We start from the raw sequence: 24652 nt of genomic DNA on the forward strand, positions 1-24652 counted from the left end.
GGCAAGGTTAGCCGCAGAGGCGCGCGCCTTCACGCCAGAGTTCCTCCTCGCGGCCTTCGTCGTAGGACTCCGGCGACGACGGGACCGCGCGCCCCCTGTCGACGTAGCCGCCGGAGGGGCCGGGCATTCCGGCGAGAATCGTCTCTGCCAGCCTGCGCCCGGCCCGCTCCGCCGTCATGCCTCGTCCGAGCGCCAGCTGCAGCCGGAAGAACCCCTGCATGACGGCGCGCAACGGTTGCGGTGCCGCGCGGAAGAAATCGGTGCCCGCGACCAGCGCCGGGTTGTACGAGTGGGCACCGACGCCGGGCGGCAGCCTGCGAGCCAGCGCGTGGGTCAGATAGATGGTTCCGAGCTTGCTGGTCGCGTACGCGCGGCCCGCGGCCTGCGGCCCGCCGTGGCGCGGTGTCGCCAGCTCGGCCGGCGCCGCCCAGCGGGGCGGTGGCGTCGCGCCGAGTGTGTAGCGGAACTGCCCGAAGTGGCTGTCGCTCGTGGTCAGCACGACCCAGGCCGGTGCGACGAAACGAGGCATGAGCAGCCGGATGAGCAGCTGGTGGGCGAGCACATTGATGGCGAAGGTCGCCTCGTAGCCGTCGGCGGTACGCGTGTCCGTGGTCAGGAAAACCACCCCGGCGTTCCCGAGAAAGCCGCCGAGCGGTGGCAGCCGCCCGGCGTCGACACCTGCCGTGACCATGCCGGCCGCCCGGTTGACGTCGGCGAGCGACCCGAGGTCGCAGCTGACGCCGACGACCCGGTCGGCACCGGTCGCCTGGCCCAGGGTCTCGGCGGCACGCGCGGCATCACCCCGTGCCAGCACGACGTAGTGATCATGTGGCCTCCGGGCCATGAGCACCTTCGCGGCCTCATGACCGAGGCCACGGCTGACGCCGGTCAACACGATGGTCCGGGGATTCGCAGGGTGCACAGGTCGTCCAATCTGATACTTAGTACTGTTCGGTACTTAGTACCAGTTTGCCCGACCGTGTGCGGAACCGCAACTCCCTCGCGCAGGCATCGCCGCGACCGGACCTCAGGGCGACGTGGCAGCTGGCCCCGTTCCCATTCCGTCCTCAGCGGGGTCGAGTGGCTCGGCGTCCAGCAACGCGAAGAGGACGACGCAGGCAACCTCGGAGCGGTTGTCCCACGCGTGGTTCGTGCCCCGCTGGATCAGCACGTCGCCGGCGCGCAGCAGGGTCTCGCCGCTGTCGAAGACGCTGTGGACCTCGCCGTCGATGACGTAGGCGTAGTCGAGCGACTCGGTGCGGTGGACGTAGGGCGCCGTGCCCGGCCGGCGTGGCGGGAACTCGACCACGCGCAGCACGCTGCCCCGCGCCGGGGGCGCCAGCGGCACCCCCGGCCCGACCGGATCGTGGTAACCGTCGGCGTTGTCGGGGCGTCCCTCGTGGAGCCAGAGATTCACCACCGTGGCGTCAGCGGTGATCTCCACGTGCGGACAGTCGCCATCCTCGACGATGGCGGAGCGCCCGTCGCGGTCATGGCCGGTGACGATTCGTCGGAATGCCCGCATGATCAGGTCTCCGCTCCGTTCCGTTGCCAGAGGATGTAGCTCTCGAGCCATTCGCCACCGATCTTCATCGGCGGAGTGTCGAGCTTCAGCATGTCCGCACCCTCGAAGACACACGTCCTGAGAAGGTCGGTACCGACGAAGTGCGGGACCGTCGCGATCCGGACGTGATGCACGACCCTCGCCGACGGCTCGTCCACGTCGTAGGTACCGGCGTAGGAAATGATCGAGCGGTACGCCTCGGCCCGTTCCTCCTGGGTGCCACCGTCGAGCGAGCCGTCGGCGAAGGGTGCCCGCTCGGCGAGCGAGAGGCTGGCGCTCATCGCCCCGTCCTCGGTGTAGATGAGCAGCCCGACACAGTCCTCGGCAGGACCGAGTGGCGGATCGATCACGTCCTCGCCCCGGAAGACCTTCCAGTCGATCATCCGCCAGCTCCCCCGAAGGCGGGCACGTACCGATGTCGTCGGTTCCTTCATCGCGTCCCGCCGCTCACATCGGCGGCGCGACGAAAAGGCCGCGGTCGACGTCGTTGCGCGAGCACGCGGCGATGGACTCGGTCATCGGGTTCGCGGTGCCCCATTGGTCGGAGTTCTCGGGTTCGCTCAGGTCGTAGATGTGCGGGTGCCAGGTGTCCTCATCCACGACCTCGAGCTCGGTCGAGTATTCGACGGTATTGCCTGCCTGGTCGAGGAAGTAGCTGAACGTGTTGTCCCCCGCGCGGTGCCGCCCCGGTCCCCAGAACCGCTCGAAGCCGAGGCGGTGCAGGCGCCCGGTGCCCCGCATGAACTCGTCGATGCCGCGCATCTCGAACGAGGCGTGGTTGAAGGCGGCGTGCGGCCCACGGACGATACCGAAGCTGTGGTGGAAGTCGTTGCACCGCAGGAACCACATGATCTCGCGGTCACCGATGCGCATCGTGTCGGACAGCCGGAACCCCAAGTGGTCGATGTACCACCGGACCGTCACTTCCGGTGTCGGCGAGTTCATCAGCACGTGCGAGAGCTTCACCGGAATGGGCTCGCGCTCCTCGATCTTGCGGTGCGCCCGCACGGCGACATCAGCGGACACCTCGACGACTCGCCCTTCGTTGTCGAAGAACCGGACGCCGTAACCGCCTCCTGGCGTGTCCAGTTCGCGGGGCTCGTGCACGAGCGTCACACGTCGGGCGATCAGCTGCTCGGTCAGGGTGTCCACATCGGCCGGGCTCGCGCAGCCGAACGCGACGAGGTCCATGCGCTTCTCACTGTCCTTGCGCAGCCGGACGGTGTAGAGCTCCGGGGAGCCCTCGGCGGCGAGAAAGGACACCCCCGAGTCGTTGACCGTCTCGGTCAGGCCCCACGTCTCCCGGTAGAACGCGCGCTGTTCGTCGAAGTTCGGCATCGCGATGGCGAAGTACCGAAGATGGGTGAGCACGCTGGTGGTGTTCATATCAGTTCCCTTCTTTCGTCAGCGGGGCGAGTCGATCGGTCAGCCAGTCGATGATGGTGGGCAGGACGGGGCCGGAGCCCATGTGTCCGCCGGGAAACATCCGGGCGGTCTTCGGGTCACCGTGCTCGAGAGCGAGGTGGATGTCGGCGGAGGCGTTCTGCAGGTCTTCCTTTCCGTTGACCAGCAGCAGCGGGCACGACTTCAGGTCCAGGATTCCCTGGTCCAGCAAGGACAGTTCCGGGCAGCGCGCGACGTAGTCGGCGAAGGTGGTGCCACCGAAGATGCGCGCACGGGCGGGCATCAGGTCCATCAGGTAGGACGAGGCGTTGCGGGACTTCTCCTGCCATTCGGGCTGGAACGTCAGATGTATGCCACCGCCCCAGTTGACCGCGGCGGTGAGCTGTTCTCGATGCGTATGCGCCAGTTTCGTCGCCCAGTACCCGCCGAAGGAAAGCCCGAACGCGGCGACGCGATCCGCGTCGAGGTCGTTTCTGCTCCGCAACCAGTCGAACACCGGATCCCACTGACGTTCGGCGTCCACACCGGCCAGTACCGGGGACTGCCCGACGCCTGGCTTGTCGATGTGCACCGTGGCGAAGCCGCGCTCGCGCAGCAGCCGGCCACGCGCGTAGCTCTCCTCTTTCCACACGTCGATTCCGCCCCACATCAGCACGACCGGTGGCCTGGCCGCGCCGGGGACGGATGGCCGCGCGACCAGCAACGAGACGGTGTCGCCTTCACCCTCGCGACCGTCGAACGGGACGCTGACCCGCTCGACGGGAGTGGCTTCGAGTTCGCAGACACGGGCGAAGTAGGTGCGGGCCAGGTCATAGGCGGCCAGCTTGGCGGGATGGATCGGCGACGGGTACCGCCCGAGGAACGCGAACTGGTAAGCCTGCCACCAGTTCTCCAGGGCGGTGCCGCGGTCGCCGTCCACCTCGGCCTTCTCGGCCGCCGCCGCGAACTCTGCCGCGCCATCGAGCCAGTGCTCCGCCCACCGGACCGGGTCGACGCCGGGCAGCGTCTCGATGTGCCGGGAAGCCGCCGCTTCGTCGATGGCGTTGAACGGGTTGCGCCGCTGCGCGAGATGCGCACGCAACCACGACTTGGCCTCGGGAAGGGACGGGGCATCCACTTCGGACAACGGAACCTCCTGTGTCATGCCGGTTGCGCCATCCGCAGATGGCAGGTCTCGATGAGCGAGTACGAATCGCGGTGCCGGTGCTCCTGTTCGAGGCGGGCGATCGCCACCGAGGTCTTCACCAGGACCGAGCACCGTTCCCGGCGACGGTCGGTGAACGATTCGAGAGCCTTGCGGACGTCGTCGTAGCGGTCCAGTTCCTCGGCCAGGACCAGGCCGTCCTCGATGGCGAGCGCGGCGCCGCTGGCCATCTGCGGCGAGGGCGCATGCGCGGCGTCGCCGACGAGGACGCTGGTCCCGTCGGACCACGACGTGTCGACGAACACGGTCTGCACCGGCCGTCGAATCACCGCATCGGAGCGTGCGACCTGCGGGCGCGCCTCGGCGATCAGGCCGGTGAACGGTGCGAGCAGCTCTTCCATGCGCGAAGCGAGCTCGGCCTCCGGAAGCACGTCCCGCTGTACCCCGTTCTCGGTAAGGAAGACGTAGGCCAGGCTCGGGGAGATCGGCACGATCCCCGCCTGCTGACCGGTGCCGGCGAAGGTGTGAATACTGGTGGCCCAGCCGGGACGCGGCACGAGCGCCCGCCACGCCATCTGGCCGTGATAGCGGACCGGCGCAGGGCGGCCGATGAGGTCGCGAACGACCGAGCGAATGCCGTCGGCGCCCACGAGCAGGTCGACGGTCCGCGCGGATCCGTCGCTCAGTTCGGCGTGCGTTCGGCCGTCCCGATGCTCCAGCAGGCGTACGCTGAGCCCATAGTGGATCGGCACAGCGAGACGCGACGCCTCGCCGCGCAGGATCCGATGCAGCTCCGGGCGAGCGATCCCCGCCATGGCGGGGCGCCGATCATCGAGCAGACGCGGAAGCTCGATCCGGCTCGCCACGCCGTTCGCGTCGACGTTGGTGATCACGCTCATGCCGTATCCGGCGGCAAGGCACTGATCGGCCAGCCCCAATCCGTCGAGCGCGCGAAGCGAAGGGCCGGTCAGGTTCAGCCCCCACCCGGCAGGGACCCCCTCGTCACCCTTTTCTACGACCTCGACCCGCCATCCGCGCCGTGCCAGGGCGCTCGCCGTCGTCAGTCCCGCGATTCCGGCACCGACGATCAGCGCCGACCGCGCGTCGTCACTGTTGTCCATGGACCCTCCTTGGCGCTGCACTCGGTTCAAGTTAGGCCGGTGGCACCGGACGTCCGATCCGATTCAGGCGGACGTTGTCCGATTCCGGCAACGGTTCCGGAATCGGATACCGGTCGCGGGAACCGGACAACGAGCTCGCGTCCGCCTGCCTAGCGTGTCCGCACCACCGAGAGCCGACACCGGAGGCGACGATGCCCGACACCCCCGATCCGACCGCGCAGCACGGCGACGACGTCACTTACGACGTCGTGCTGATCGGATACGGCCCGGTCGGCCAGACCCTGGCCGCGCTGCTCGGGCGGGCCGGCCACCGCGTCGCGGTCTTCGAGCGCTGGCCGCGGCTGTACGGCCGGGCGCGCGCCGGGCATGTCGATCACGAGGTCATGCGGATCTTCCAGTCCCTCGGTATCGCCGAGCAGCTCGTGCAGGACATGTTCCGCGCCACCAAGTACGTCTTCCGCAATGCCGCGGGCGAGACCCTGCTGACCTTCGACTGGGACGCCGACGGCATCTCCGGCTGGCCGTCGGACTACTTCATGTACCAGCCGTCCATCGAGGACGCACTCGACGCGGCGGCGCGGGCGCAGCCGACCGTCTCGGTGTACCAGGGCTGGGAGGCCGTCGCGCTCATCCCGCACGAGGACCACGTCGACGTCACGGTGCGCGAAAGCCCCGAATCCCGCGCGGGAAAGGAGATCCCCGGCGCACGCACGGTCCGCGGCCGCTACGTCGTGGGCACCGACGGCGCGAACAGCTTCGTCCGATCCCGGCTCGGTACGACGCAGACCGACTTCGGGTTCGAGGAAACCTGGTTCGTCTGCGACCTCGAGCCGAAGGCGCCGTTGGACATCGGGTTCGACAACGGTCAAGTGTGCGATCCGGCTCGCCCGCACTGCCTGTTCCAGCTCGGCACGCGGCACCGCCGGTTCGAGTTCGCGCTACTGCCCGGCGAGGATCCCGAGCGAGTCGACGACCCACGGACGGTCTGGGAGCTCGTCGCGCCCTACGGCGTCACGCCGGAGCGCGCCGACCTCGTCCGGCACGCGGTCTACACCTTCCAGGCCAAGCTCGCCGATACGTGGCGCCGCGACCGGATCCTGCTGGCCGGCGACGCCGCACACGTCATGCCACCGTTCATGGGACAGGGAATGTGCTCGGGGATTCGCGACGCGAAGGCGTTGTCCTGGCGCCTCGACCTCGTGCTTCGTGATCTCGCGGCGGATACCCTGCTCGACGGTTACCAGATCGAGCGGGCCCCGCACGTCGAGACGTTGATCCGGCTTTCCGTCGAGGCGGGCCGGGTGTCCTGCACCTTCGATCCCGAAGTCGCCGCGGCCAGGGACGCGGCCTTCCGGCGGGGGGACGTGCCGCCCCCGCCGGAGTTTCCCCACCTGCTGGACGGACTGCTCGACGCCGACGCCGAGGGGAAGGCGGCCGAGGTCGTCGGCAGGCTGGCGCCGCAGGGGCGGGTGCGCGCCGGCGGCCGGACCGGACGGCTGGACGACGTGATCGGCCAGGGCTGGACCCTCGTGCTCGCCCCCGGCACGGCCTGCGACCTCACCTCCGCACAGGAAGCCGTGCTCGACCGGCTCGACGCCCACGTCGTCGCGCTCGGCGAGGATCCCGCCGACGTCGACGGCTACTACGCCGGGTACTTCGCCAGAACCGGCGTCGCGATGATCCTCTACCGCCCGGACTTCTACGTCTTCGGCGCCGCCGAGGACGGTGCCGCGGTGGGCAGGGTCGTCGAGGCACTCGGCCGGGCGCTCGACGGAGTGGCGGTGGCGTCGTGACGGAGGCACCGGGTTGGAAGGCCACGGCGGAGGCGCACAAGCGGGCGATGCCGGTGCAGCGCCTCGTCGGCAACGGCATGGACTTCGCCGACGTCGACGAACTCCACCGGCTCGCCGACACCGGACGGCCGTGGGACGAGATCGCCGAGGAGCTGGGCGAGCGCAACCTGGCCCGCGCGGACGCCGCACTCGCCGACGGGCACACCACGACCGCCCGCAGCTGGTACCTCTTCGCCTCGGCATGCTTCCGGACCGGGCAGGTTCCGCTCACCGACACCGAACCACGCAAGCGGGAGCTGTACCGGAAGCTGATCGCCGCCTTCCGCGCGGCGGGCGCGTTGAGCGAGCCGGCCGCCGAGCACCTCACCGTGGACACCCCTGCCGGGGTCGTGTCGGGCTGGCTGCTGCGTCCGGCCGGCGTCGAGCACCCGCCGACGGTGGTGATCGTCGGCGGCTTCGACGGCTGGCGGGAGGAATACCACCTCGGAGCCACGTACCTGCTCGACCGCGGCGTCGCCGCCTTCCTCGCCGACGGTCCCGGCCAGGGGGAAAGCCGGCTGTTCCACGACAGCCGGCTGACCCAGGACGTGGACAAGGCGTTCGAGACGGTCGCGAAGACCCTGCGTGCGGACCATCGTCTCGGTCACCGGGTCGGGATCTGGGGCAACAGCATGGGCGGTTTCCTCGCCGGGCTGGCCGCGAGCGCCGGCGACAGCTTCTCGGCCTGTTGCGTGACCGGTGGCACCGTCCGTCCCGCGGAGATCCTCGACCGTTACCCGCGATTCCTCGCCAAGGTAGGGCCGCTACTGGGGATCGACGACCCCGAACAGGCCAGAGCGGCGCTGGAACGTCACCGGCTCACGCCGGAGCGCCTGGCCCGCCTCCGGGTTCCCTTGCTGGTCGTGCACGGCAGGCCGGACCGGGTGTTCCTGATCGAGAACGCCCGCGCCCTGTTCGACGCCGCGGGCTCGCCCGACAAGCGCTGGGCCGAGTGGCCGGACGGCGACCATTGCGTCTACAACCATTCGCACGAGAAGCACGTTCTCGTCGCGGACTGGTTCGCGGACCGGCTCTCGGTCGCGAGAGCCCACGACGGCGCTCGGTGAGCCGATCGAAGAAGCGCCGTTCGGCGAGTTTCCGGCGGTCACCGCCGCGCGGGGAGCCACCGCCGCGGCGGTGCCGGTAGCCCGGGGCGCGATGGTCAGGGAGCGCGGCGCGGATCACGCCTGAGTGAGCAGGGGCAGCAGTACGCGGTCGACGATGGCTTCGAAGTCGGTGCTGGCCAGCGGCCGGTTTTGCGACGCGGGCAGGTAGTTCAGGAGCGCGACGACACTGGCGGCGGCCATCGTGTCGGCTGCTGCGTGGAACCGGGTTTCACCGCGCCGGCGGGCACGGGCGACGGCCGCGGCAACGGCCCGGTCGACAGCGGCGGTGAGGCGGGCGGCCAGGGAGTTGGCGAGCTCGGGGTGGTGCGTGGCCGCCATGGCGGCGACGACGACCAGGCGGTGGCGCTCGGGATCGAGGCATCCGGTGACCCGGATGAGCGTCTGGACCAGGTCGTCGCGGAACGAGGTGAGCTCGCCGGCCGCCTCGGCGACGGTGGGGTCCGCGAACCCGACGGTCTCCAGTGCGTCAGCGACCAGGTCGGCACGCGAGGCCCACCGGCGATAGACGGTGGCTTTTCCCACCCCGGCCACGGTGGCGGCCTTTTCCATGGTCACGGCTTCATAGCCGCCCTCGGCCAGCAGCGTGAGGGCGGCGTCGGTGAGGCGCCTGTCCCGGACCACGTCACGAGAAGGGCCCGAGCTGCCCGCCGGGCGCTGGCGTGCAAACCGGGGAGACTGTGCGCACATACTGGGACTGTACCGTATCGAGTCGCGACCGTTCCGGGTTATGCTCGGGCCGTCAGCCGACCGCTCCTGATCCGCAGCCCCGCGCAGGCGGTCCTGCGCGCACTTCCCCTATTGGAGTTGCCAATGCCCCAGCCAGATACCGCTTCCGTGTGCATCGTCGGCGCCGGTTCGGTGGGCGTCCTACTGGGACACGACCTGGACCGCGCGGGCGTTGCCGTCACGTTCCTGGTGCGGCCACACCGCCGGGCACAGCTGTCCGGGCCGCAGGCGCTCTACTCCTACGACGACGGCAGCCTGACGAGGTACTCCGGCTACGACCTCATCACCGATCCCGCGGCACTGGCGGGACGCTCCTTCGATTTCGTGGTCATCACGCTCGACGGGGCCGCCCTCCGCGCGGACGCCGGCGAACGACTGGTCGACGAGCTCGCACGCGCGTTCCGCGGCACACCGACGGGAGTGATCCTCTGCTCCATCGGTGTCGGGCTCCGGTCCTGGTTCATCGAACGCTCCGGGCTCACCGACGCGCAGGTCACCGGAGGCGGCACCGGCCTGCATGTCCACGAAGCGCAGCGCGCGACCCTGCCACGGCACCCCGGTGTCGACGAGCCTCTGCTCGCCGAGGCCGATTACGCATATCGCCGCCCCCTGCCACACAGCTTCGTCGTCACGGACAGCGCACCGCAGGTGGCACACGACTTCGCCGCGCTGTGGGACGGCGGCGACAACGGCACGACGTGCCAGATCATCCCGGCGGATACCTACGAACTGGGCATCGCACCGCTGTTCGCGACCTTCATCGCGTGCGAACTGCTCGGCTGGCCATCAGCCGCGGACATCGACCCCACCGACGCGACATGGCAGCTCGGCATCGAGGCCCGGCGCGAGATCCAGCGCCTGCCGATGTACGGCCACGCGGGTCGCGCCGCCAGCGAACAGATCACGGCCGAAGGGGTCCGGGAGAATTTCCGTCAATGGGAGCAGGACATGCTCCCGCTCGATCTTCCGGAATTCAACAGGTATCACCACGGTGGCAAGGTGAACCGACAAGATCGTCTCCTGATCCGCGACATAGTGAAGTACGGGGAAGCGGAAGGCAGCGAGATGCCCGCACTGCGCGCACTGATCGCACGACTGCCCACCGGCACGGCACGAGACGGCGAGCCCGATCCGTAGGACCCCGCGAAACCCCGGCAGCGATCACCGGAAGCCGGCCGGAACCGGCTGCTTCCTCAGGACGCCGGTGTCCCGGTGATGAACTCGCGGACGACGCGGCTGTACTCGTCCGGAACCTCTTGCGCCCAGAAATGACCACCGTCAAGCAGATGTACGCGACTGCCCGGCGGCAGCTGAGCTTCGACGCCCTCGTAGAACTCGGATGGCTGCCGGAAGTCGTGCTTACCCTGAAGCACGAGCACCGGAGCCCGCCACGCTTCAATGAGCCGGGTGCGGCGTTCGATCCATTCCAGCCGGAAGGACGAGGAGTTGAAGTAGCGAGGAACCGCCTCGGGGATACCCGGATAGGAAAACTCCTGAATCGCGCGACGCAACTCGGCGTCATCGATCGGATGGCGCGTGCCGTAGGTGTAGGACTCGGCGACCTTGAGACCCGGGTTCGCGAGTATCCGGCTTCGAACGGGATCGGCGAACCGGTGCTCCTGCGGCGAGAGCTCCGGATTGTAATGGAAGAGATGCTGCTCTCCCCGGACGTACCTGATCACCCGGTACGGATCGTTGGCCGCGAGATAATCAGCCTGTACGGTGCCCCTGTCGTGCGTGACGAGGTTGATCCTGCCCAGCCCGAGCACATCGAGCAGGGACGCCAGCTGCCCCGCGACACCCTCATGACGGTAGTCACCGCGTCGTTTGTCCGACTGCCCATATCCCTTGAGGTCGATCGCGATGACATGGTGCGTCGCCGACAGATCGGCCATGGATTTGTGCCACATGTACCACGAGTCCGGGATACCGTGCAGGTACACGACAGGCTCGCCCGCACCCGCCTCGACCAGGTGCCAGGAAAGCAGTTCCGCATCACCCGGTGCCTCGACGAACCGATGCGTCATCGGCACTCCGTCGACGACCTCGATCTCGCCGTCGTGATTTCCCTTGGGAGGATCGATGGCGCCGAGGGAATCCAGCCGTTCCTGCGCCAGCGAACTGTCCCCGCTTTTCTCGGGCAGCTCCGCGAGAACCTTCCGCACTCTCTCGGGTATCGACGTGTAGCTCAATTCGTCGTGAAGCATCGGAAACCTCCTTGTGTTCGTCGGTGATCCGACGGGGCAAGGCACGGACCGCGTGCCGGTCGCGGCCATCTCTTCCCCGCCGGTGACAGCTGCACGTCAGCCGACCGCTGGTTACCTCGCCGCTTCGCTCTGTACGAAACCGCCCTGCAGCAGGATTTCCACGGTCTTTTCGTAGTGCGCACGAAGCCGCGAGGTGGCAGCGTCCACGTCCCGCGCCAAGGCCGCTTCGAGGAGCGCGGCATGTTCGCTTTCCACATCACGGGAAGACGGGCCGACCCTGGGGGCCGACCATCGCCGGTACAGCTCCGTGGCGTCGGACAGATCGGCGCACATTTCGAGCAGCGTCGGAACCCCGCAGCCTTCGACCAGCTTGTAGTGAAAAGACCGGTGCGCGGCCGACCATTCCTCGCTCGTCTCCGCGGGCGCCCCCGGCAGCCGGCGGGGCATCCTGGCCAGCCGATGGTGAGCCGCGATCAGTTCGGACTCCCAAGTCACGTCGCCGCGCTCCAACGCCAGTCCGAGCGCGAGCGATTCCATATGACAGCGGACGAGCGTGAGATCCCGCAACTCGTCCTCGCGGAGCCGGGGAACGGAGAAGCCGCGATTCGGTTCGAGCTTGACGAACTTCTGCCCGACCAGCCGAGTCAGTGCCTCCCGGATGACCGTGGTGCTGGCTCCGTACTCCGCGGTCAGCGCCGCCGGCTGCAGCCGGTCGCCGGGCGCCCAGCGTCCGCGCAGGATGTCGGACCGGATCCGGTCGTGCACACCTGCGCCCAGGCTGTCGTTGCCACTCCGCCTCGCCATGACGAGGACTATAGCATCCACACGAGAATATATTAATGGTTGACTTGTATTTTCTTCGGTCCTACCGTCAGCGCAGTAAACGCGGGCCGCGACGACGCGGCTTTCCCTTTGGAGTGGCCAATGCAGCCTCCCGCACCTCGACCCACCGGCGATGCCGCACAGCGCAGGGAGATCCGGCGCGTGCTGACGTCGAGCTACCTCGGTACCTCGATCGAGTACTACGACTTCCTGATCTACGGGACCTCCGCGGCGCTGGTCTTCAACCATGTCTTCTTCGCGAACCTGCCGGCGTTCGCGGCGAGCCTCGTCTCGCTCGCCACGCTGGCCGCGGGATACGTCGTGCGCCCACTCGGCGGCGTGATCTTCGGACACTTCGGTGACCGCGTCGGACGCAAGTCGATGCTGGTGCTGTCGATGTCGATGATGGGCGCGGCCAGCATGATGATCGGGCTGGTCCCCGGACGCGATCAGATCGGTGTCGCGGCTCCGATCTTGCTTGTCGTGCTCCGGCTCGTGCAGGGCATCGCGGTCGGCGGTGAATGGGGCGGGGCGTCGCTGATGGCCGTCGAGCACGCCGGTCACGGTCGTCGCGGGATCGCGGCGGCCGTCGCGAACGCGGGCGGACCCACCGGGGCAGTATTGGCCGCGCTCGTCCTCGGCCTGTCCTCGCTCATGCCCCACGAAGCGTTCCTCGCGTGGGGCTGGCGGGTGCCCTTCCTCTTCAGCGGAGTACTGCTGGCGATCGGGTTGTGGGTGCGCCTGCGGGTCGCCGAATCGCCGGTGTTCCTCGCCGCACTGCGACAGCGGCAGGCCGGCGGGCGCGCGAAGCCACCGATCCTCACCGTGCTCCGGCGTCCCGGGCTGCTCCTCACGGCCGGCGGCAGCGTGCTCGCGGCGATGGTCTACCAGTCCCTGCTGGCGACGACCGTCCTCCAGCTCGCGGTCGCCGACGGGATCGAGCAGTCCACCGTCCTGCTGCTGCAGGCACTGGCCTCGCTGGTCAACATCGGGTCCGTCGTCGGATTCGGCGCGCTGTCCGACCGGATCGGACGCCGACCCGTGCTGATCGCCGGAGCACTCGCGGGCGGCGTCCTGATCTACCCCGTCCTCCTGCTGGCGACCAGCGGCTCGGCGGCACTGGTCCTCGTCGGTTTCCTGCTCGGTTACGGCCTCGTCGTCGGCTCGCTGTTCGGCGCCGCGTCCTCGTTCGTCACCGAGCAGTTCGGCACCGAACACCGTTACACCGGCGCATCCCTGGGCTATCAGCTGTCGGCGACGCTCGGCGCCGGGTTCACGCCGATGGTCGCCGGCGCACTGCTGGGCGGCGGGACCGCGCCGATCGCGTGGTTCGTCGGCGGCGTCTGCCTGCTGAGCCTGATCGCGGTCGTGCGGGCCAGCGAGTCGTACCGGGCACCCATCGCCGCCGACGATCACACGCACCACGTCACCGTCACCGTCACCGAAACCGGAGGAGCAACCCCGTGAGAATCGCGAGTTTCCGCGCTGAGGGCAAAGAGTCGTTCGGCGTGCTCGACGGCGAGAAGGTCATCGACTGCGGCCGCCTGCTGGCCGGCCGGTATCGAGGCATCCGCGACGTTCTCCGGCACGATGCGCTGGACGAACTCCGCGCCGCCACCGATGGCGCGTCCGCGGACTATGCGCTGACCGACGTCGAGCTCCTGCCGACGGTGCCGGACCCAGGCAAGATCATCTGTATCGGCGTGAACTATCACGACCATCGTGAGGAGGCCGCGCGCAAGACCGCCGACCACCCGACCGCCTTCCCCCGCTACGCCGACTCGCAAGTCGGCCATGGGAGTCCCCTCGTCAAGCCGCGGGAGACCGACAAGTTCGACTACGAGGGCGAACTCGCCGTGGTCATCGGGCGGCCGGGACGCCGCATCGACGCCGCCGCCGCGTTCGGGCACATCGCCGGGTACTCGTGCTACAACGACGGCAGCGTCCGGGACTGGCAGCGCCACACCGGCCAGTGGCTGCCGGGCAAGACCTTCCCCGGCACCGGCGCGTTCGGGCCCGCGCTGGTCACCGCGGACGAGGTGCCCGACGTCGGCGCCCTGCGACTGACCACGCGGGTCAACGGCCAGCTCCGCCAGTCCGCCGAGGTGGCCGACCTCGTGTTCGACATCCCCGCGGTGATCGCCTACGTCTCCACCTTCACCCGGCTCGACCCCGGCGACGTGATCGTCACCGGCACTCCGGGCGGTGTCGGCCTGTTCCGCGACCCGCCGGTCTTCCTGCAGGCCGGGGACACCGTCTCCGTGGAGATCAGCGGTATCGGCACCCTCGTCAACCCAGTCACCGACGAGGCGTGCTGACGGTGTGCCCCGACGGTGCCGGGCCCTGTCCCGCCAAGGAGGTGCCGACGTGAGGGAGGTCGTGGTCGTCGGGGCGGGTCCGACCGGCTTGACGCTGGCCAACCTGCTCGCGCAGCAAGGCGTGTCCGTGACCGTCCTCGAACGCGCCGGATCCGCGTGCTCCGAGCCTCGCGCGGTGGCGCTGGCCGACGAATCGCTGCGCACACTTCATCTGCTCGGGCTGGTCCCCGCGCTGGCACCGAACCTGGTCTGGGACTCGGCAGCGCACTACTTCGGGCTCGGCGGGCGACGCCTCGCCACGACCCGTCCCGGCCATGGCCGCCTCGGATTTCCGAGGAAGAATCTCTTCGACCAACCGGACCTGGTGGAGGTGCTGGTCAAAGGCGCGCTCGACCGGGGCGTGGAAATCCGTCACGGTGCGCACGTCACGGGCCTCCGGCAGGACCGCGACGGCGTCACCGTTCTCACGGAGGGCGGAGCCGAATGGCGGTGCCGCTACCTCGTGGCGTGCGACGGCGGCACCAGCACGGTCCGCGACCGGCTCGGCATCGGCATGTCCGGATCGTCCCAGGCCGAGCGCTGGATCGTCCTCGACATGATCCACGATCCCCACGACGAGCGGGCATCGCTGTTCTACTGCGATCCCGGACGCCCCGCCGTCGTCGTGCCCGGAGTCCGCGGCCGCTGCCGGTACGAATTCATGCTGCTGCCGGGCGAGAACGACGAGGAGGTGCTCACCGACGCGTTCCTCACCGGACTTCTCGCCCGGTTCCGCCCGTTCGATCCGGCCCATGTCCGGCGGAGGGCGGTCTATGCGGCGCACCGCCTGGTCGCTCGACAATGGCGGCGGGAACGGGTGTTCCTCGCCGGGGACGCCGCGCACATGATGCCCCCGTTCGCCGGGCAGGGCCTCAACTCGGGGATCCGGGACGCGCGCAACCTCGCGTGGAAGCTCGCGGCCGCGACCGGCGGGCGGGCGAACGCCGCTCTGCTGGACAGCTACGAACGAGAACGCCGCCCGCACAGCGAGCAGATGGTGCGGCTGTCCGCCGCGCTCGGCCGCATCGTCATGACGACCAGCCGGCGCCGGGCGCTCGCCCGCGACCTCGCCTTCGGGTTGCTCCACCTGGTTCCCCCGATACGCAGCTACGTCACCGGGATGCGGTTCTTCCCCGAGCCGCAGGTGTCCGGCGGGTGCGTCGTCGGAACCGGCGCTCCGGTCGGGCAGCAGCTTCCCGCGCCCACGGTGACCGACGCCGCGGGCACCGGTCACCGCCTCGACGAACTGCTCGGGATCGGCTGGGCCGTCGTAGCCCTGGAACCACGGCACGACCCCGCGACGTTCACCGCGCTCGACCGGTCGGCCCTGGCCCCGCTCGCCGCCAGCCGGGTCTCGGTCCTCCCGCGCGACCGGATTCCCCGGGACTGCCCGGCGACGAGGGTCTTCGCCGATACCGACGCGATGCTGCCGTTCCCCGCGAACGGCGAGCCGCTGCTGCTCCTCGTCCGGCCGGACCGCTACATCTGTGCCGCGTTCCGGCCCGGAGACGCCGATCGAGTGGCAGGCCGGCTGACCCACTACCTACCCATTTCGGATCAAGGAGAATGACATGGGCCTGCACACCTTGCGCCATATCACGCTCGGCGCGCCCGATGTCGGGCAGACGGCGGGGTTCTACCGGGATTTCGGGCTCACACCCGTGGGCGAAGGGCGATTCGCCACCCGCGACGGCGGCGAGCAGCTCCGGCTCGTCACCCGGCCGACCCGGCGGCTGGTCGACATGACCATCGGCGTCGACGACCACGACGACCTGCTACGAGCACAGTCCACTTTGCATACCCACGGCTTCGCGGCCCGGCTCGAAGCCGACACGCTGGCCGCCATCGAACCGGTCACCGGCGTCCTCGTCAGGTTGGCGGTCCAACCACCGATCTTCCAGACCGGCGAGTTCGAACCGCCGAGCTACAACAGCCCGGGTAAGCCCGTGCGAGTCAACACCCGTGCCGAACCGCTGCAACGCACGGAACCGGTACGCCCGCGCAAACTCGGCCACGTGGTACTCGGCTCCGTCGACCTGGACACGACGATGCGCTTCTTCCAGCACGGCATCGGGTTCAAGATCAGTGATCAGATCAAGGACCGCGGGTCGTTCATGCGGTGCTCCACCGATCACCACAACCTGCTGGTGCAGAACACGCCGGTGAATTTCGTGCACCACAGTTCCTGGCAGGTCGAGGATGTGGACGAGGTCGGCCGGGGCGCCTCCACGATGCTCGAAGCGGACCCGGCGCGGCACGTGTGGGGACTGGGCCGACACCACGTCGGCTCGAACTTCTTCTGGTACCTCCGTGACCCGTCCGGCACCTTCGCCGAGTACTACAGCGACCTCGACACCATTCTGGAAGACCAGCTATGGCAACCAGAAGTGTTCGAGGGCAAGCACGCCCGGTACAACTGGGGTCCGCCACCGCCGCCGTCCTTCCTGCGCCCCGACGACCTCGCCGAGCTCATGACCGGCGCGCACTCCCCCGCCCGGTGAAAGCGATCCGGCAGCGGGAACACGGCGGTCCCGACGTGCTCCACTGGGCCGAGACACCGGCACCACGGGCGGAACCCGACGAGGTGATCGTCACCGTGGCGGCGTCGGCCGTGAATCGTGCCGACCTCAGCCAACGGCAGGGACGCTACCCCGTCCCCCCGGGGACAGTGGACATCCTGGGACTGGAATGCTCGGGCACCATCTCCAGCGTCGGCGGCGAGGTGACCGGGTGGCGCATCGGCGACCCCGTGTGCGCGCTGCTCACCGGCGGCGGGTACGCGCAACAGGTCGCAGTACCGGCCGATCAGCTGCTGCCCATCCCACCCGGAGTCAGCCTGCTCGATGCCGCCGCACTACCGGAAGCAGCGTGCACGGTGTATTCGAACCTCGTCCACGACGCCGGTCTCGATACCGGCGACACGGTCCTCGTCCACGGCGGCGGCTCCGGCATCGGGACCATGGCCATTCAGGTGATCACCGCGATGGGCGCGCAGGCGGTCGTCACCTGCGGCTCCGACGAACGCGCCCGGCGCTGTCTCGAGCTGGGCGCCACGGCAGCGATCAACTACCGCACCACCGACTTCACCGACGCGGTCCTCGACCTCACCGACGGCCGCGGTGCCGACATCGCACTCGACTGCGTCGGCGGGCCCTATCTCAACCGCAACATCGACGCACTGGCCGTCGACGGGACTCTGCTGGTCATCGGACTGCAGGGAGGCAACCGAACCGGCATCGACCTGGAGCCGGTCATGCGACGCCGCCTCACCATCCGCGGCTCGACACTGCGTGCGCGGCCCCGCCACGACAAAGCACACATCGTCGCCGGTACCGAAGCACACCTGTGGCCCCTGATCGCAGCAGGCAAGATCCAGCCCCTGATCGACTCCGTCGTGCCCATGCCCCATGCCGCACGGGCACATCGACGAATGGAAGCAGGCCGCCAGTTCGGGAAAATCCTGCTGGCGGCCCCCACCGACGACAAGCACCGAGATCGCGAAGACGAGAAGACCGAGGCGCACCACGCGGCAGTACGCGAGTTCATCCCAGGAGACCGAGGAGAACGTGACGATGCCTGAATCCGAAGTCGACGACGGAGACGCCACCGGCATGGCGGATCTTGATCCGCGCGCGTTCGAGAGCACCGGTGAGCTGTACGAAGCCTATGAGAAGGCAAGCTCTCGGTGTCCGGTAGCCAGGGGAACCGCCTACGGTGGCTACTACATGCTGATGGGTTTCGAGGCGGTGAAGGAGGCGGCGAACGACTGGAGGCGGTTCTCCTCCGCTGAGGGAATCCTGCTGCCACAGCCGCCGCGGCCGAAAGCGCCGCCGATCGAGTTCGACCCTCCCGAACACACCGAGTGGCGCTCGGTCTTTCGGACGCTGCTGTCCCCGCGGACACGCAAGGCGTTGCAGGAACAGGTGCAGGCCGAGGCCGAGGCGTTGATCGACCAGTTCTGCGAGGTCGGCACGGCGGAACTCGTCGAGGCTTATACGGAACCGATCCCGATCCTTGCGGTGGCCTCGCTGATCGGGCTGGACCCGGAGCTGGCGCCGACGATGCGCCGGCTGGGACTCGACGTGTCGAACAACCACAACAGCCCTGCGTATGGGGAAGTGATCGCCGAGTTCAGCCGGTTCGCCCTTGGCGAGGTCGAGGCGCGCCGGGCTGCTCCCCGTGAGGACTTCCTGACCGAGCTGGGGACCGCCGAGTTCAACGGGCACCGGCTGAGTGACGAGGAGATCGTGGGCACGCTGGTGTCGTTGATGGTCGCGGGTCATCACAGCACCGTCTCGGCGATGTCGAGCCTGCTGCAGTGGGTGATCACGCGGCGCGATCTCGGTCGCACCATCCTCGGGGACCGCGCCCTCCTGGACCGCGCCATCGAGGAGACCGTTCGGCTGAACACGCCACTACACCAGTTCCGGCGTGTTGCCACCGGCGATCTCGACGTGGACGGGGTGAGTATTCCGCGGGGTTCGAACGTCTTGTTGAACTACGCGGCGGCCAATCGCGATCCCCGGCAGTTCGCCGACCCCGATGAGTTCGACCTTGCCCGTCCCTCGCCGGCACACCTGGGGTTCGGCTTCGGGGTCCATACCTGTGTCGGTGCCCCGCTGGCTAGGGCCGAGATGCGGATCGCCGCGACGACCCTGCTGCGACGACTTCCCGACATCGCGCTGGACGGCGACACCTCGCACGTATTCCACGGGCAGGCATCGTTGCTGGATCGTCTTCCCGTCACATTCTCACCGGCGGGCAAGACGGGACCGCGCTCATGAAGGTTGTTGCTGCGGAGCCCTCCACCGGACAGGCGCGGCGGGCACGGCTCAGGGCGCTGGCGTTTCTCCGGCGGGTGCGATCAACCCGCTCAGCGCTCGGGGCAGGATGTCGGTGACGTAGCGGTTGTCCTCCGGCCTGGCGATGCCCTCGAACAAGGCTCGTTCCAGGGCGGTCTGGTAGAGCGAGACGATCACCTGGACCGCGTCGCGGGCGTCGACGAGCAATCGCATGCCGAGGCGGGCGAGCGCGTCGTCGAGGATCCGGGCGAGGTCGTCGTGGAAGCGGCCCTGGGCGGCGTCGGCGGATTCACGCAGGTCGACTCGCCGGAGGGCTTCGGCGAAGAACTCGGCGTTGAGCAGGTACCAATCCTCGTCGGCGACGAGGTTGTCCATGAACAGCACCGCGATTCGCGCCAGCAACGGTGGCACGTCGGCCACCCGATCAGGTGGTTCCACCGCAAGAATGTCCTCGATCGCCTTCGCCAACCGGTCGCGCCGGGCGTCCATTTCCTGCTCGTAGACGGCCAGGAACAGGTCTTCCTTGCTGGCGAAGTTGGAGTAGAACGCGCCACGGGTGTAGCCGGCCCGATCGCAGATCTGCTCGATGCGAGCTGCGCGGATGCCGTTCTCGGTGAACACTGCGTAGGCCGCGTCGATCAGTCGCTCGCGCGTTTCGCGGCGACGCCGGGTCATCCGCCGGTTGTCGATCTGCATGCCTCTGATCGTCCTCACCTCCCCGCTCACCCGTCGAGGGACCCCGGTAGCCAAATGGGATACGCCGTGTATCTTGATACACGGCGTATCAAACAATGTCACCCCGGACGGAAGCAGAGCTCATGTCGTCGTTCCTCTACCGGCTCGGGCGGGCCGCCGCGCAGGCGCGCGTGCTGGTGCTGGCGGTTTGGCTGGTCGCGCTCGCCGCGGCGGGCGGCGGCGCGCTGCTCTTCAGCCAGGGCACCGACGACACCTTCGAAATCCCCGGCTCGGAATCGCAGGACGCGCTGGACTACCTGAGCCGGGTGTTCCCGGAGGTCAGTGGCACGTCCGCGCAGCTGGTCCTCGTGACGCCGGACGGCACGCCGGTGGACACCCCGGCGACCAGGGCGGCGGTGGCCGACGCCGTCAAGGCCACCGGGCAGGTCGAGCAGGTCGCGACGGTGATCGACCCGTTCGGGGAGAACGTCGACGGCGCGGTGTCCGGTGACGGCCGGGCCGCCTTGATCGCCGTCCCCCTGAAGGTGCAGCTCGCCGACGTCAGCCCGGAAACGAAGGCGGACCTGACGGCCGTCGCGCACGAGCTGAGCGCGCGCACCGGCGCCGAGGTCTACACGGGCGGTGACGCGTTTTCCGATCGGGTGCCCAAGCTGAGCCCGACCGAGGGAGTCGGGCTGGTCATCGCGTTCCTGGTGCTGCTGGTCATGTTCCGGTCGTTCGTCGCGGCCGGGATGCCGCTGCTGACCGCGGTGCTCGGGGTGGGGATATCGTCGGCGCTGATCTACGCCGCCACCGCGGTGGTCCCGGTCTCGTCGACCGCGCCGATGCTGGCGGTGATGCTCGGGCTGGCGGTCGGCATCGACTACGCCTTGTTCCTGTTGTCCCGGCACCGCGATCAGCTCGCCGAGGGCCTGGATGTGACCGAGTCGGTCGCCCGCGCGACCGCCACCGCCGGATCGGCCGTGATCTTCGCCGGACTGACGGTGGTGATCGCCCTGCTCGGCCTCGCCGTCGCCGGCATCCCGTTCCTGACCACGATGGGCGTCGCCGCCGCGGTCGGGGTGGCGATCGCTGTGTGCGTGGCGGTCACCTTGATCCCAGCGTTGCTGTCCTTCGCCGGGCACCGGTTGCGGCCCAGGGCTCCGCGCCGCCGCAAGCGAGCACCGCGCGCCGGTCTGGCCACGCGGTGGGTGCGGCTGGTGACGAAGGTGCCCGTGCTGACGGTGGTGATCATCGTGGCCGGGCTCGCGGTGTCCGCGCTGCCGGCCACCAGCCTCCGCCTCGCGCTTCCCGACAACGGCACCGAGGAGCACGGCAGCCCGGCTCGCGACACCTACGACGTGGTCAGCGAACACTTCGGCCCCGGCTACAACGGGCCACTGATCGTCACCGTCGACGTGCTCGCCAGCACCGACCCGGTCGGGGTCACGAACAAGATCGCCGACGAGATCCGCGCTGTGCCCGGTGTCGCCTCCGTGCCACTGGCCACGCCGAACCCCAAGGGCGACACCGCGATCATCCAGGTCATCCCCACGACCGCGCCCGACTCCGCCGACACCGACGAACTGGTGCACCGGCTCCGCGACCAGGAGCCGCACTTCCAGGACACCTACGGAGTGGCTACCGCGGTCACCGGGATCACCGCGGTCGGCATCGACGTCTCCGCCCAGCTCGGCGGCGCGCTGCTGCCGTTCGGCATCCTCGTCGTCGGGTTGTCGCTGATCCTGCTCGCGATGGTGTTCCGCTCGATCTGGGTGCCCATCAAGGCCACCGTCGGGTACTTGCTCTCCGTGGGAGCCGCGTTCGGCGCGACGGCGTTCGTCTTCGGCCAGGGGCACTTCGCCGATCTCCTGGCCGTGACCCACACCGGCAGCGTCATCAGTTTCCTGCCGATCATCCTCATGGGTGTCCTCTTCGGACTCGCGATGGACTACGAGGTCTTCCTCGTCTCCCGCATCCGCGAGGACTACGTGCACCACGGCGACCCGCGCCACGCCATCGAATCCGGTTTCGTGTCCGCCTCCCGCGTCGTGGTCGCCGCCGCGGTGATCATGTTCGCGGTGTTCGCCGCGTTCGTCCCCGAGGGCAGCGCGACCATCAAACCGATCGCGTTCAGCCTCGCCGTCGGCGTCTTCGTCGACGCCTTCCTGATCCGGATGACCCTGGTGCCCGCGATCCTGGCGTTGCTCGGCCACCGCGCCTGGGGCCTGCCACCGGCCCTGGACCGGGCACTGCCGGTGTTCGACGCGGAAGGTGACGCCCTCGTCCACGAACTCCGCCTCGCGGACTGGCCCGGCACCGACGAGGTGATCAGCGCCCGGAACCTCGCCCTGGACGATGACCGCGGCCGCCCGGTCTTCCGCGATGTCGAAATCCACCAGCGGCCCGGTGAGATCCTGGTCCTGCACGGTGTTCTCGGCAAGAGCGCGCTGCTGTTCACCCTCGCCGGGCGGGTGACCAAGGTGCGCGGCGATCTCAAGGTGCTCGGCCGGGTGCTCCCCCAGCACACCCACGCCCTGCGTGGCGAGGTCGCCCTCATCGCCTGCCGCGAGGCGCCCGATCCCGCCGAGGAGATCACCGCGGCGCTCGACGACGGCGTGGAACTGCTCCTGGTCGACGACGCCGACCTGCTGGTCCGCGGCGATGCTCGCGAAGCGCTGCGCCGGGCGGTGACCACCACCAGCGTCGTGCTCACCTGCCAGGATCCCGACCGGCTCGCGGACGTCCTGCCCGCGGACCGGACCACCCTGCTCACCCCGACCCGCCACTTCGCCGAGGTCTGACGATGCTCAAGCCTTTTGCCAACTCCGCCCGTGCCGCCGCCTCCGGCCCGCTGACCTGGCGCACCTGGGCCGGGCTCATCGCCGTCCCGCTGCTGGTCGCCGGACTGCTCACCTGGGCCTTCTGGTCCACAACGGACAACCACGGCACCGCCAAAGCCGCCGTGGTCAACAACGACGAACCCGTCACCGTCAACGGGCAACTCCTCCCCCTGGGACGGCAACTCGCCGCCGACCTCACCCACAGCGCGGACTCCGCCTACACCTGGGAACTCACCGACGCCGCCGGCGCGCGGGAAGGGCTCGACGACGGGAGTTACGCCGCCGTGGTGACGATCCCGCGGGACTTCTCAGCACGCGCCACCTCGCCCGCCACCGCCGCTCCGCTGGAGGCCACGCAGGCCGAACTGCGCATCGACACCTCACACGCCACCGGACTGGCCGACCCGGCCGCGAGCACCGCGGTCGCCGAAGCCACCCGGCGCACCCTCGACCAGCAAATCGTCACCACCTACCTGGACAACATCTACCTCGCCTTCGGCACCATCCACGACCAGATCAACGCCGCCGCCGACGGCGCACGCCAACTCGCCGACGGCACCGCCCAACTGGTGCCCGGCGCCACCCAGGCCGCCGACGGCGCCGCCCAGCTGAACACCGCGGCCGGACAGCTGTCCACCGGGGCATCCCAGCTCGCCGCGGGCACGGGAGAGCTGGCCGACGGATCCGGGCAGCTGGCGTCCGGACTGAGCCAGGCCGAACGGGACACCGCCCAGCTGCCCGCCCTGACCCGGCAACTCGCCGACGGAGCCCGCCAGGTCGCCGACGGCAACGAACAGATCGCCGACGTCGTCGTCCCGCTCGCGAACCGGATCATCGCCGCGATCGACGCCACCCCGAGCGCTCAGGATGCTGCCCGGCAGTTCCGGCAGCTCGCCACGGACTGCGAAGGCAGCGCGGACTTCTGCCGTCAGCTCCGGCAGGCCGCCGACCAGTTCACCGAGGAGGCGGGCAAGATCGACGGCGCTCGCGAGACCATCCGGCAAGCCGCGGTCGAAACCCGCGACAATGTCCGGGCACTCGCGACGGGCGCCCGCCAGGTCGCCGACGGCAACGCCCAGCTCGCCGCCAGCTCCGGCGAACTCGCCTCCGGGATCGCCGACGCCGCCGCCGGTGCCCGGCAACTCGACACCGGCGTCCAGGAGGTCAACGGCGGCGCACAGCAGCTCGCATCCGGCGCCGGGCAGCTCGCCACCGGCGCCGGCCAGCTGTCCACCGGCACCGCCCAACTCCGCGATGGCACGGTGCGGGTCGACGACGGCGCCCGGCAACTGGCCACGCAGCTCGACCAAGGCCGCAACCAGGTCCCGACATACAGCGACGCCGAACGCGCGAACCTCAAGACCGTCGCCGCCAACCCCTCCTTCGCCGGCATCACCAGTCCCGACCTCGGCGACGCCGCTGCCGCGCTGTTCGTCGCGCTGGCACTGTGGGCGTGCGCGCTGGGCACCTACATCCTGACCCGTGCCGTGCCCGCGGCCGTGCAAACCTCCCGCGAACCGACCTGGCGCATCATCGCCCGCGCCGCGATGCCGGGCACCACCATCGCCGTTCTCGCGGCACTCGTGCTCAGTGTCGCCCTGGCCCCGGTGCTCGACCTCGGGTTCGGCCGATGGCTCGCCTTCCTCGCCGTCACCCTGCTCGCCGCCCTCGCGTTCGTCGCGCTCAACCAGGCCGCGACCGCGATCTTCAAACGCCCCGGCCGCATCGCCTCACTCGCGGTACTGGTGCTGACCGTGGCCACCGGGGTGATCTCGACGATCCCCGGACCGCTGCACACCCTCGGCGGGTACCTGCCCACCCACGGCGCCGTCCTGGCCCTGCGTGCCGTCATCGCCGGTTCCGGGGATCTCGTCACCGGAGTGGTCGAACTGGTGGCCTGGCTGGCCGTCGGCGCGCTCGCCACCGTCGTCGTCACCGACCGCCGCCGCTACCTCAGCGGCAAACAGGTGCGCCACGGCGCCTGGCTGCCCGCCGCCACCTGATCCGCCGGGCCGGGACGGTTGAGCT

At 69.5% G+C, this 24652-nt stretch carries 21 protein-coding genes; 11 read left to right on the forward strand and 10 right to left on the reverse strand.

Features of this window, described 5'->3' with window-relative positions:
- Positions 1–7: 7 nt before the first annotated feature.
- From HNR02_RS28230 to HNR02_RS28255, 6 genes are all read right to left on the reverse strand, one after another.
- Positions 8–922, reverse strand: a complete 915-nt coding sequence (locus HNR02_RS28230; RefSeq protein WP_312861196.1) for an SDR family NAD(P)-dependent oxidoreductase — start codon at positions 920–922, stop codon at positions 8–10.
- A gap of 105 nt (positions 923–1027) precedes the next feature.
- A complete protein-coding gene (locus tag HNR02_RS28235) occupies positions 1028–1525 on the reverse strand; it encodes a cupin domain-containing protein (RefSeq protein ID WP_179776595.1) in 498 nt (165 codons plus the stop codon).
- Between the two features lie 2 nt (positions 1526–1527).
- A complete protein-coding gene (locus HNR02_RS28240; protein ID WP_179776596.1) occupies positions 1528–1947 on the reverse strand; it encodes a lipocalin-like domain-containing protein in 420 nt (139 codons plus the stop codon).
- 64 nt (positions 1948–2011) lie between these two features.
- Positions 2012–2950, reverse strand: coding sequence for a VOC family protein (locus HNR02_RS28245; RefSeq protein WP_179776597.1), 939 nt, complete (start codon positions 2948–2950; stop codon positions 2012–2014).
- A gap of 1 nt (position 2951) precedes the next feature.
- Positions 2952–4112: an alpha/beta hydrolase family protein gene (locus HNR02_RS28250; protein ID WP_179776598.1), complete on the reverse strand. Its 1161-nt coding sequence runs from the start codon at positions 4110–4112 to the stop codon at positions 2952–2954.
- Positions 4109–5233 carry an FAD-dependent oxidoreductase gene (locus HNR02_RS28255; protein ID WP_179776599.1) on the reverse strand — a complete coding sequence of 375 codons (1125 nt, stop codon included), beginning with the start codon at positions 5231–5233 and terminating at the stop codon, positions 4109–4111. Before HNR02_RS28255 ends, HNR02_RS28250 begins: the two co-directional genes overlap by 4 nt.
- A gap of 191 nt (positions 5234–5424) precedes the next feature.
- Between HNR02_RS28255 and mhpA the strand changes: the two genes are divergently transcribed.
- A complete protein-coding gene (gene mhpA, locus HNR02_RS28260) occupies positions 5425–7026 on the forward strand; it encodes a bifunctional 3-(3-hydroxy-phenyl)propionate/3-hydroxycinnamic acid hydroxylase MhpA (RefSeq protein WP_179776600.1) in 1602 nt (533 codons plus the stop codon).
- Complete coding sequence (locus tag HNR02_RS28265) at positions 7023–8132, forward strand: alpha/beta hydrolase family protein (RefSeq protein WP_179776601.1); 1110 nt, start codon at positions 7023–7025, stop codon at positions 8130–8132. Before mhpA ends, HNR02_RS28265 begins: the two co-directional genes overlap by 4 nt.
- A 114-nt stretch (positions 8133–8246) precedes the next feature.
- Here the strand turns inward: HNR02_RS28265 and HNR02_RS28270 are convergent, their stop codons facing one another.
- Positions 8247–8813, reverse strand: coding sequence for a TetR/AcrR family transcriptional regulator (locus HNR02_RS28270; RefSeq protein ID WP_179776602.1), 567 nt, complete (start codon positions 8811–8813; stop codon positions 8247–8249).
- Between the two features lie 189 nt (positions 8814–9002).
- On the opposite strand from HNR02_RS28270, the gene HNR02_RS28275 reads away from it, so the two are divergent.
- Positions 9003–10055: a ketopantoate reductase family protein gene (locus HNR02_RS28275; RefSeq protein ID WP_179776603.1), complete on the forward strand. Its 1053-nt coding sequence runs from the start codon at positions 9003–9005 to the stop codon at positions 10053–10055.
- Between the two features lie 56 nt (positions 10056–10111).
- Here HNR02_RS28275 and HNR02_RS28280 read toward each other — a convergent pair whose 3' ends face one another.
- Positions 10112–11125, reverse strand: a complete 1014-nt coding sequence (locus HNR02_RS28280) for an alpha/beta fold hydrolase (protein ID WP_179776604.1) — start codon at positions 11123–11125, stop codon at positions 10112–10114.
- Positions 11126–11236: 111 nt separating this feature from the next.
- Positions 11237–11890: a GntR family transcriptional regulator gene (locus tag HNR02_RS28285; protein ID WP_179776605.1), complete on the reverse strand. Its 654-nt coding sequence runs from the start codon at positions 11888–11890 to the stop codon at positions 11237–11239.
- A gap of 219 nt (positions 11891–12109) precedes the next feature.
- Between HNR02_RS28285 and HNR02_RS28290 the strand changes: the two genes are divergently transcribed.
- The 6 genes from HNR02_RS28290 to HNR02_RS28315 are packed head-to-tail and all read left to right on the forward strand — an operon-like array spanning position 12110 to position 19088.
- Positions 12110–13414, forward strand: a complete 1305-nt coding sequence (locus HNR02_RS28290) for an MFS transporter (RefSeq protein ID WP_312861197.1) — start codon at positions 12110–12112, stop codon at positions 13412–13414.
- Positions 13411–14265, forward strand: coding sequence for a fumarylacetoacetate hydrolase family protein (locus tag HNR02_RS28295; RefSeq protein ID WP_179776607.1), 855 nt, complete (start codon positions 13411–13413; stop codon positions 14263–14265). Before HNR02_RS28290 ends, HNR02_RS28295 begins: the two co-directional genes overlap by 4 nt.
- Before the next feature lie 49 nt (positions 14266–14314).
- Positions 14315–15874 (forward strand): bifunctional 3-(3-hydroxy-phenyl)propionate/3-hydroxycinnamic acid hydroxylase, encoded by a 1560-nt coding sequence (locus tag HNR02_RS28300; RefSeq protein ID WP_179776608.1) that lies wholly within the window; start codon positions 14315–14317, stop codon positions 15872–15874.
- Between the two features lies 1 nt (position 15875).
- Positions 15876–16805: a VOC family protein gene (locus HNR02_RS28305; RefSeq protein ID WP_179776609.1), complete on the forward strand. Its 930-nt coding sequence runs from the start codon at positions 15876–15878 to the stop codon at positions 16803–16805.
- A complete protein-coding gene (locus HNR02_RS28310) occupies positions 16802–17884 on the forward strand; it encodes an NAD(P)H-quinone oxidoreductase (protein ID WP_179776610.1) in 1083 nt (360 codons plus the stop codon). Before HNR02_RS28305 ends, HNR02_RS28310 begins: the two co-directional genes overlap by 4 nt.
- Positions 17877–19088, forward strand: coding sequence for a cytochrome P450 (locus tag HNR02_RS28315; protein WP_179776611.1), 1212 nt, complete (start codon positions 17877–17879; stop codon positions 19086–19088). Before HNR02_RS28310 ends, HNR02_RS28315 begins: the two co-directional genes overlap by 8 nt.
- 48 nt (positions 19089–19136) lie before the next feature.
- Here HNR02_RS28315 and HNR02_RS28320 read toward each other — a convergent pair whose 3' ends face one another.
- Positions 19137–19802 carry a TetR/AcrR family transcriptional regulator gene (locus HNR02_RS28320; protein ID WP_179776612.1) on the reverse strand — a complete coding sequence of 222 codons (666 nt, stop codon included), beginning with the start codon at positions 19800–19802 and terminating at the stop codon, positions 19137–19139.
- A 122-nt stretch (positions 19803–19924) separates the two neighbouring features.
- Between HNR02_RS28320 and HNR02_RS28325 the strand changes: the two genes are divergently transcribed.
- Positions 19925–22585: an MMPL family transporter gene (locus HNR02_RS28325; protein WP_179776613.1), complete on the forward strand. Its 2661-nt coding sequence runs from the start codon at positions 19925–19927 to the stop codon at positions 22583–22585.
- Positions 22586–22587: 2 nt separating this feature from the next.
- On the forward strand, positions 22588–24627 hold the full coding sequence (locus tag HNR02_RS28330) for a YhgE/Pip family protein (RefSeq protein ID WP_179776614.1): 2040 nt from the start codon (positions 22588–22590) through the stop codon (positions 24625–24627).
- Positions 24628–24652 lie beyond the last annotated feature (25 nt).

It is taken from the genome of Amycolatopsis endophytica (genome assembly GCF_013410405.1).
Lineage (GTDB): Bacteria > Actinomycetota > Actinomycetes > Mycobacteriales > Pseudonocardiaceae > Amycolatopsis_E > Amycolatopsis_E endophytica.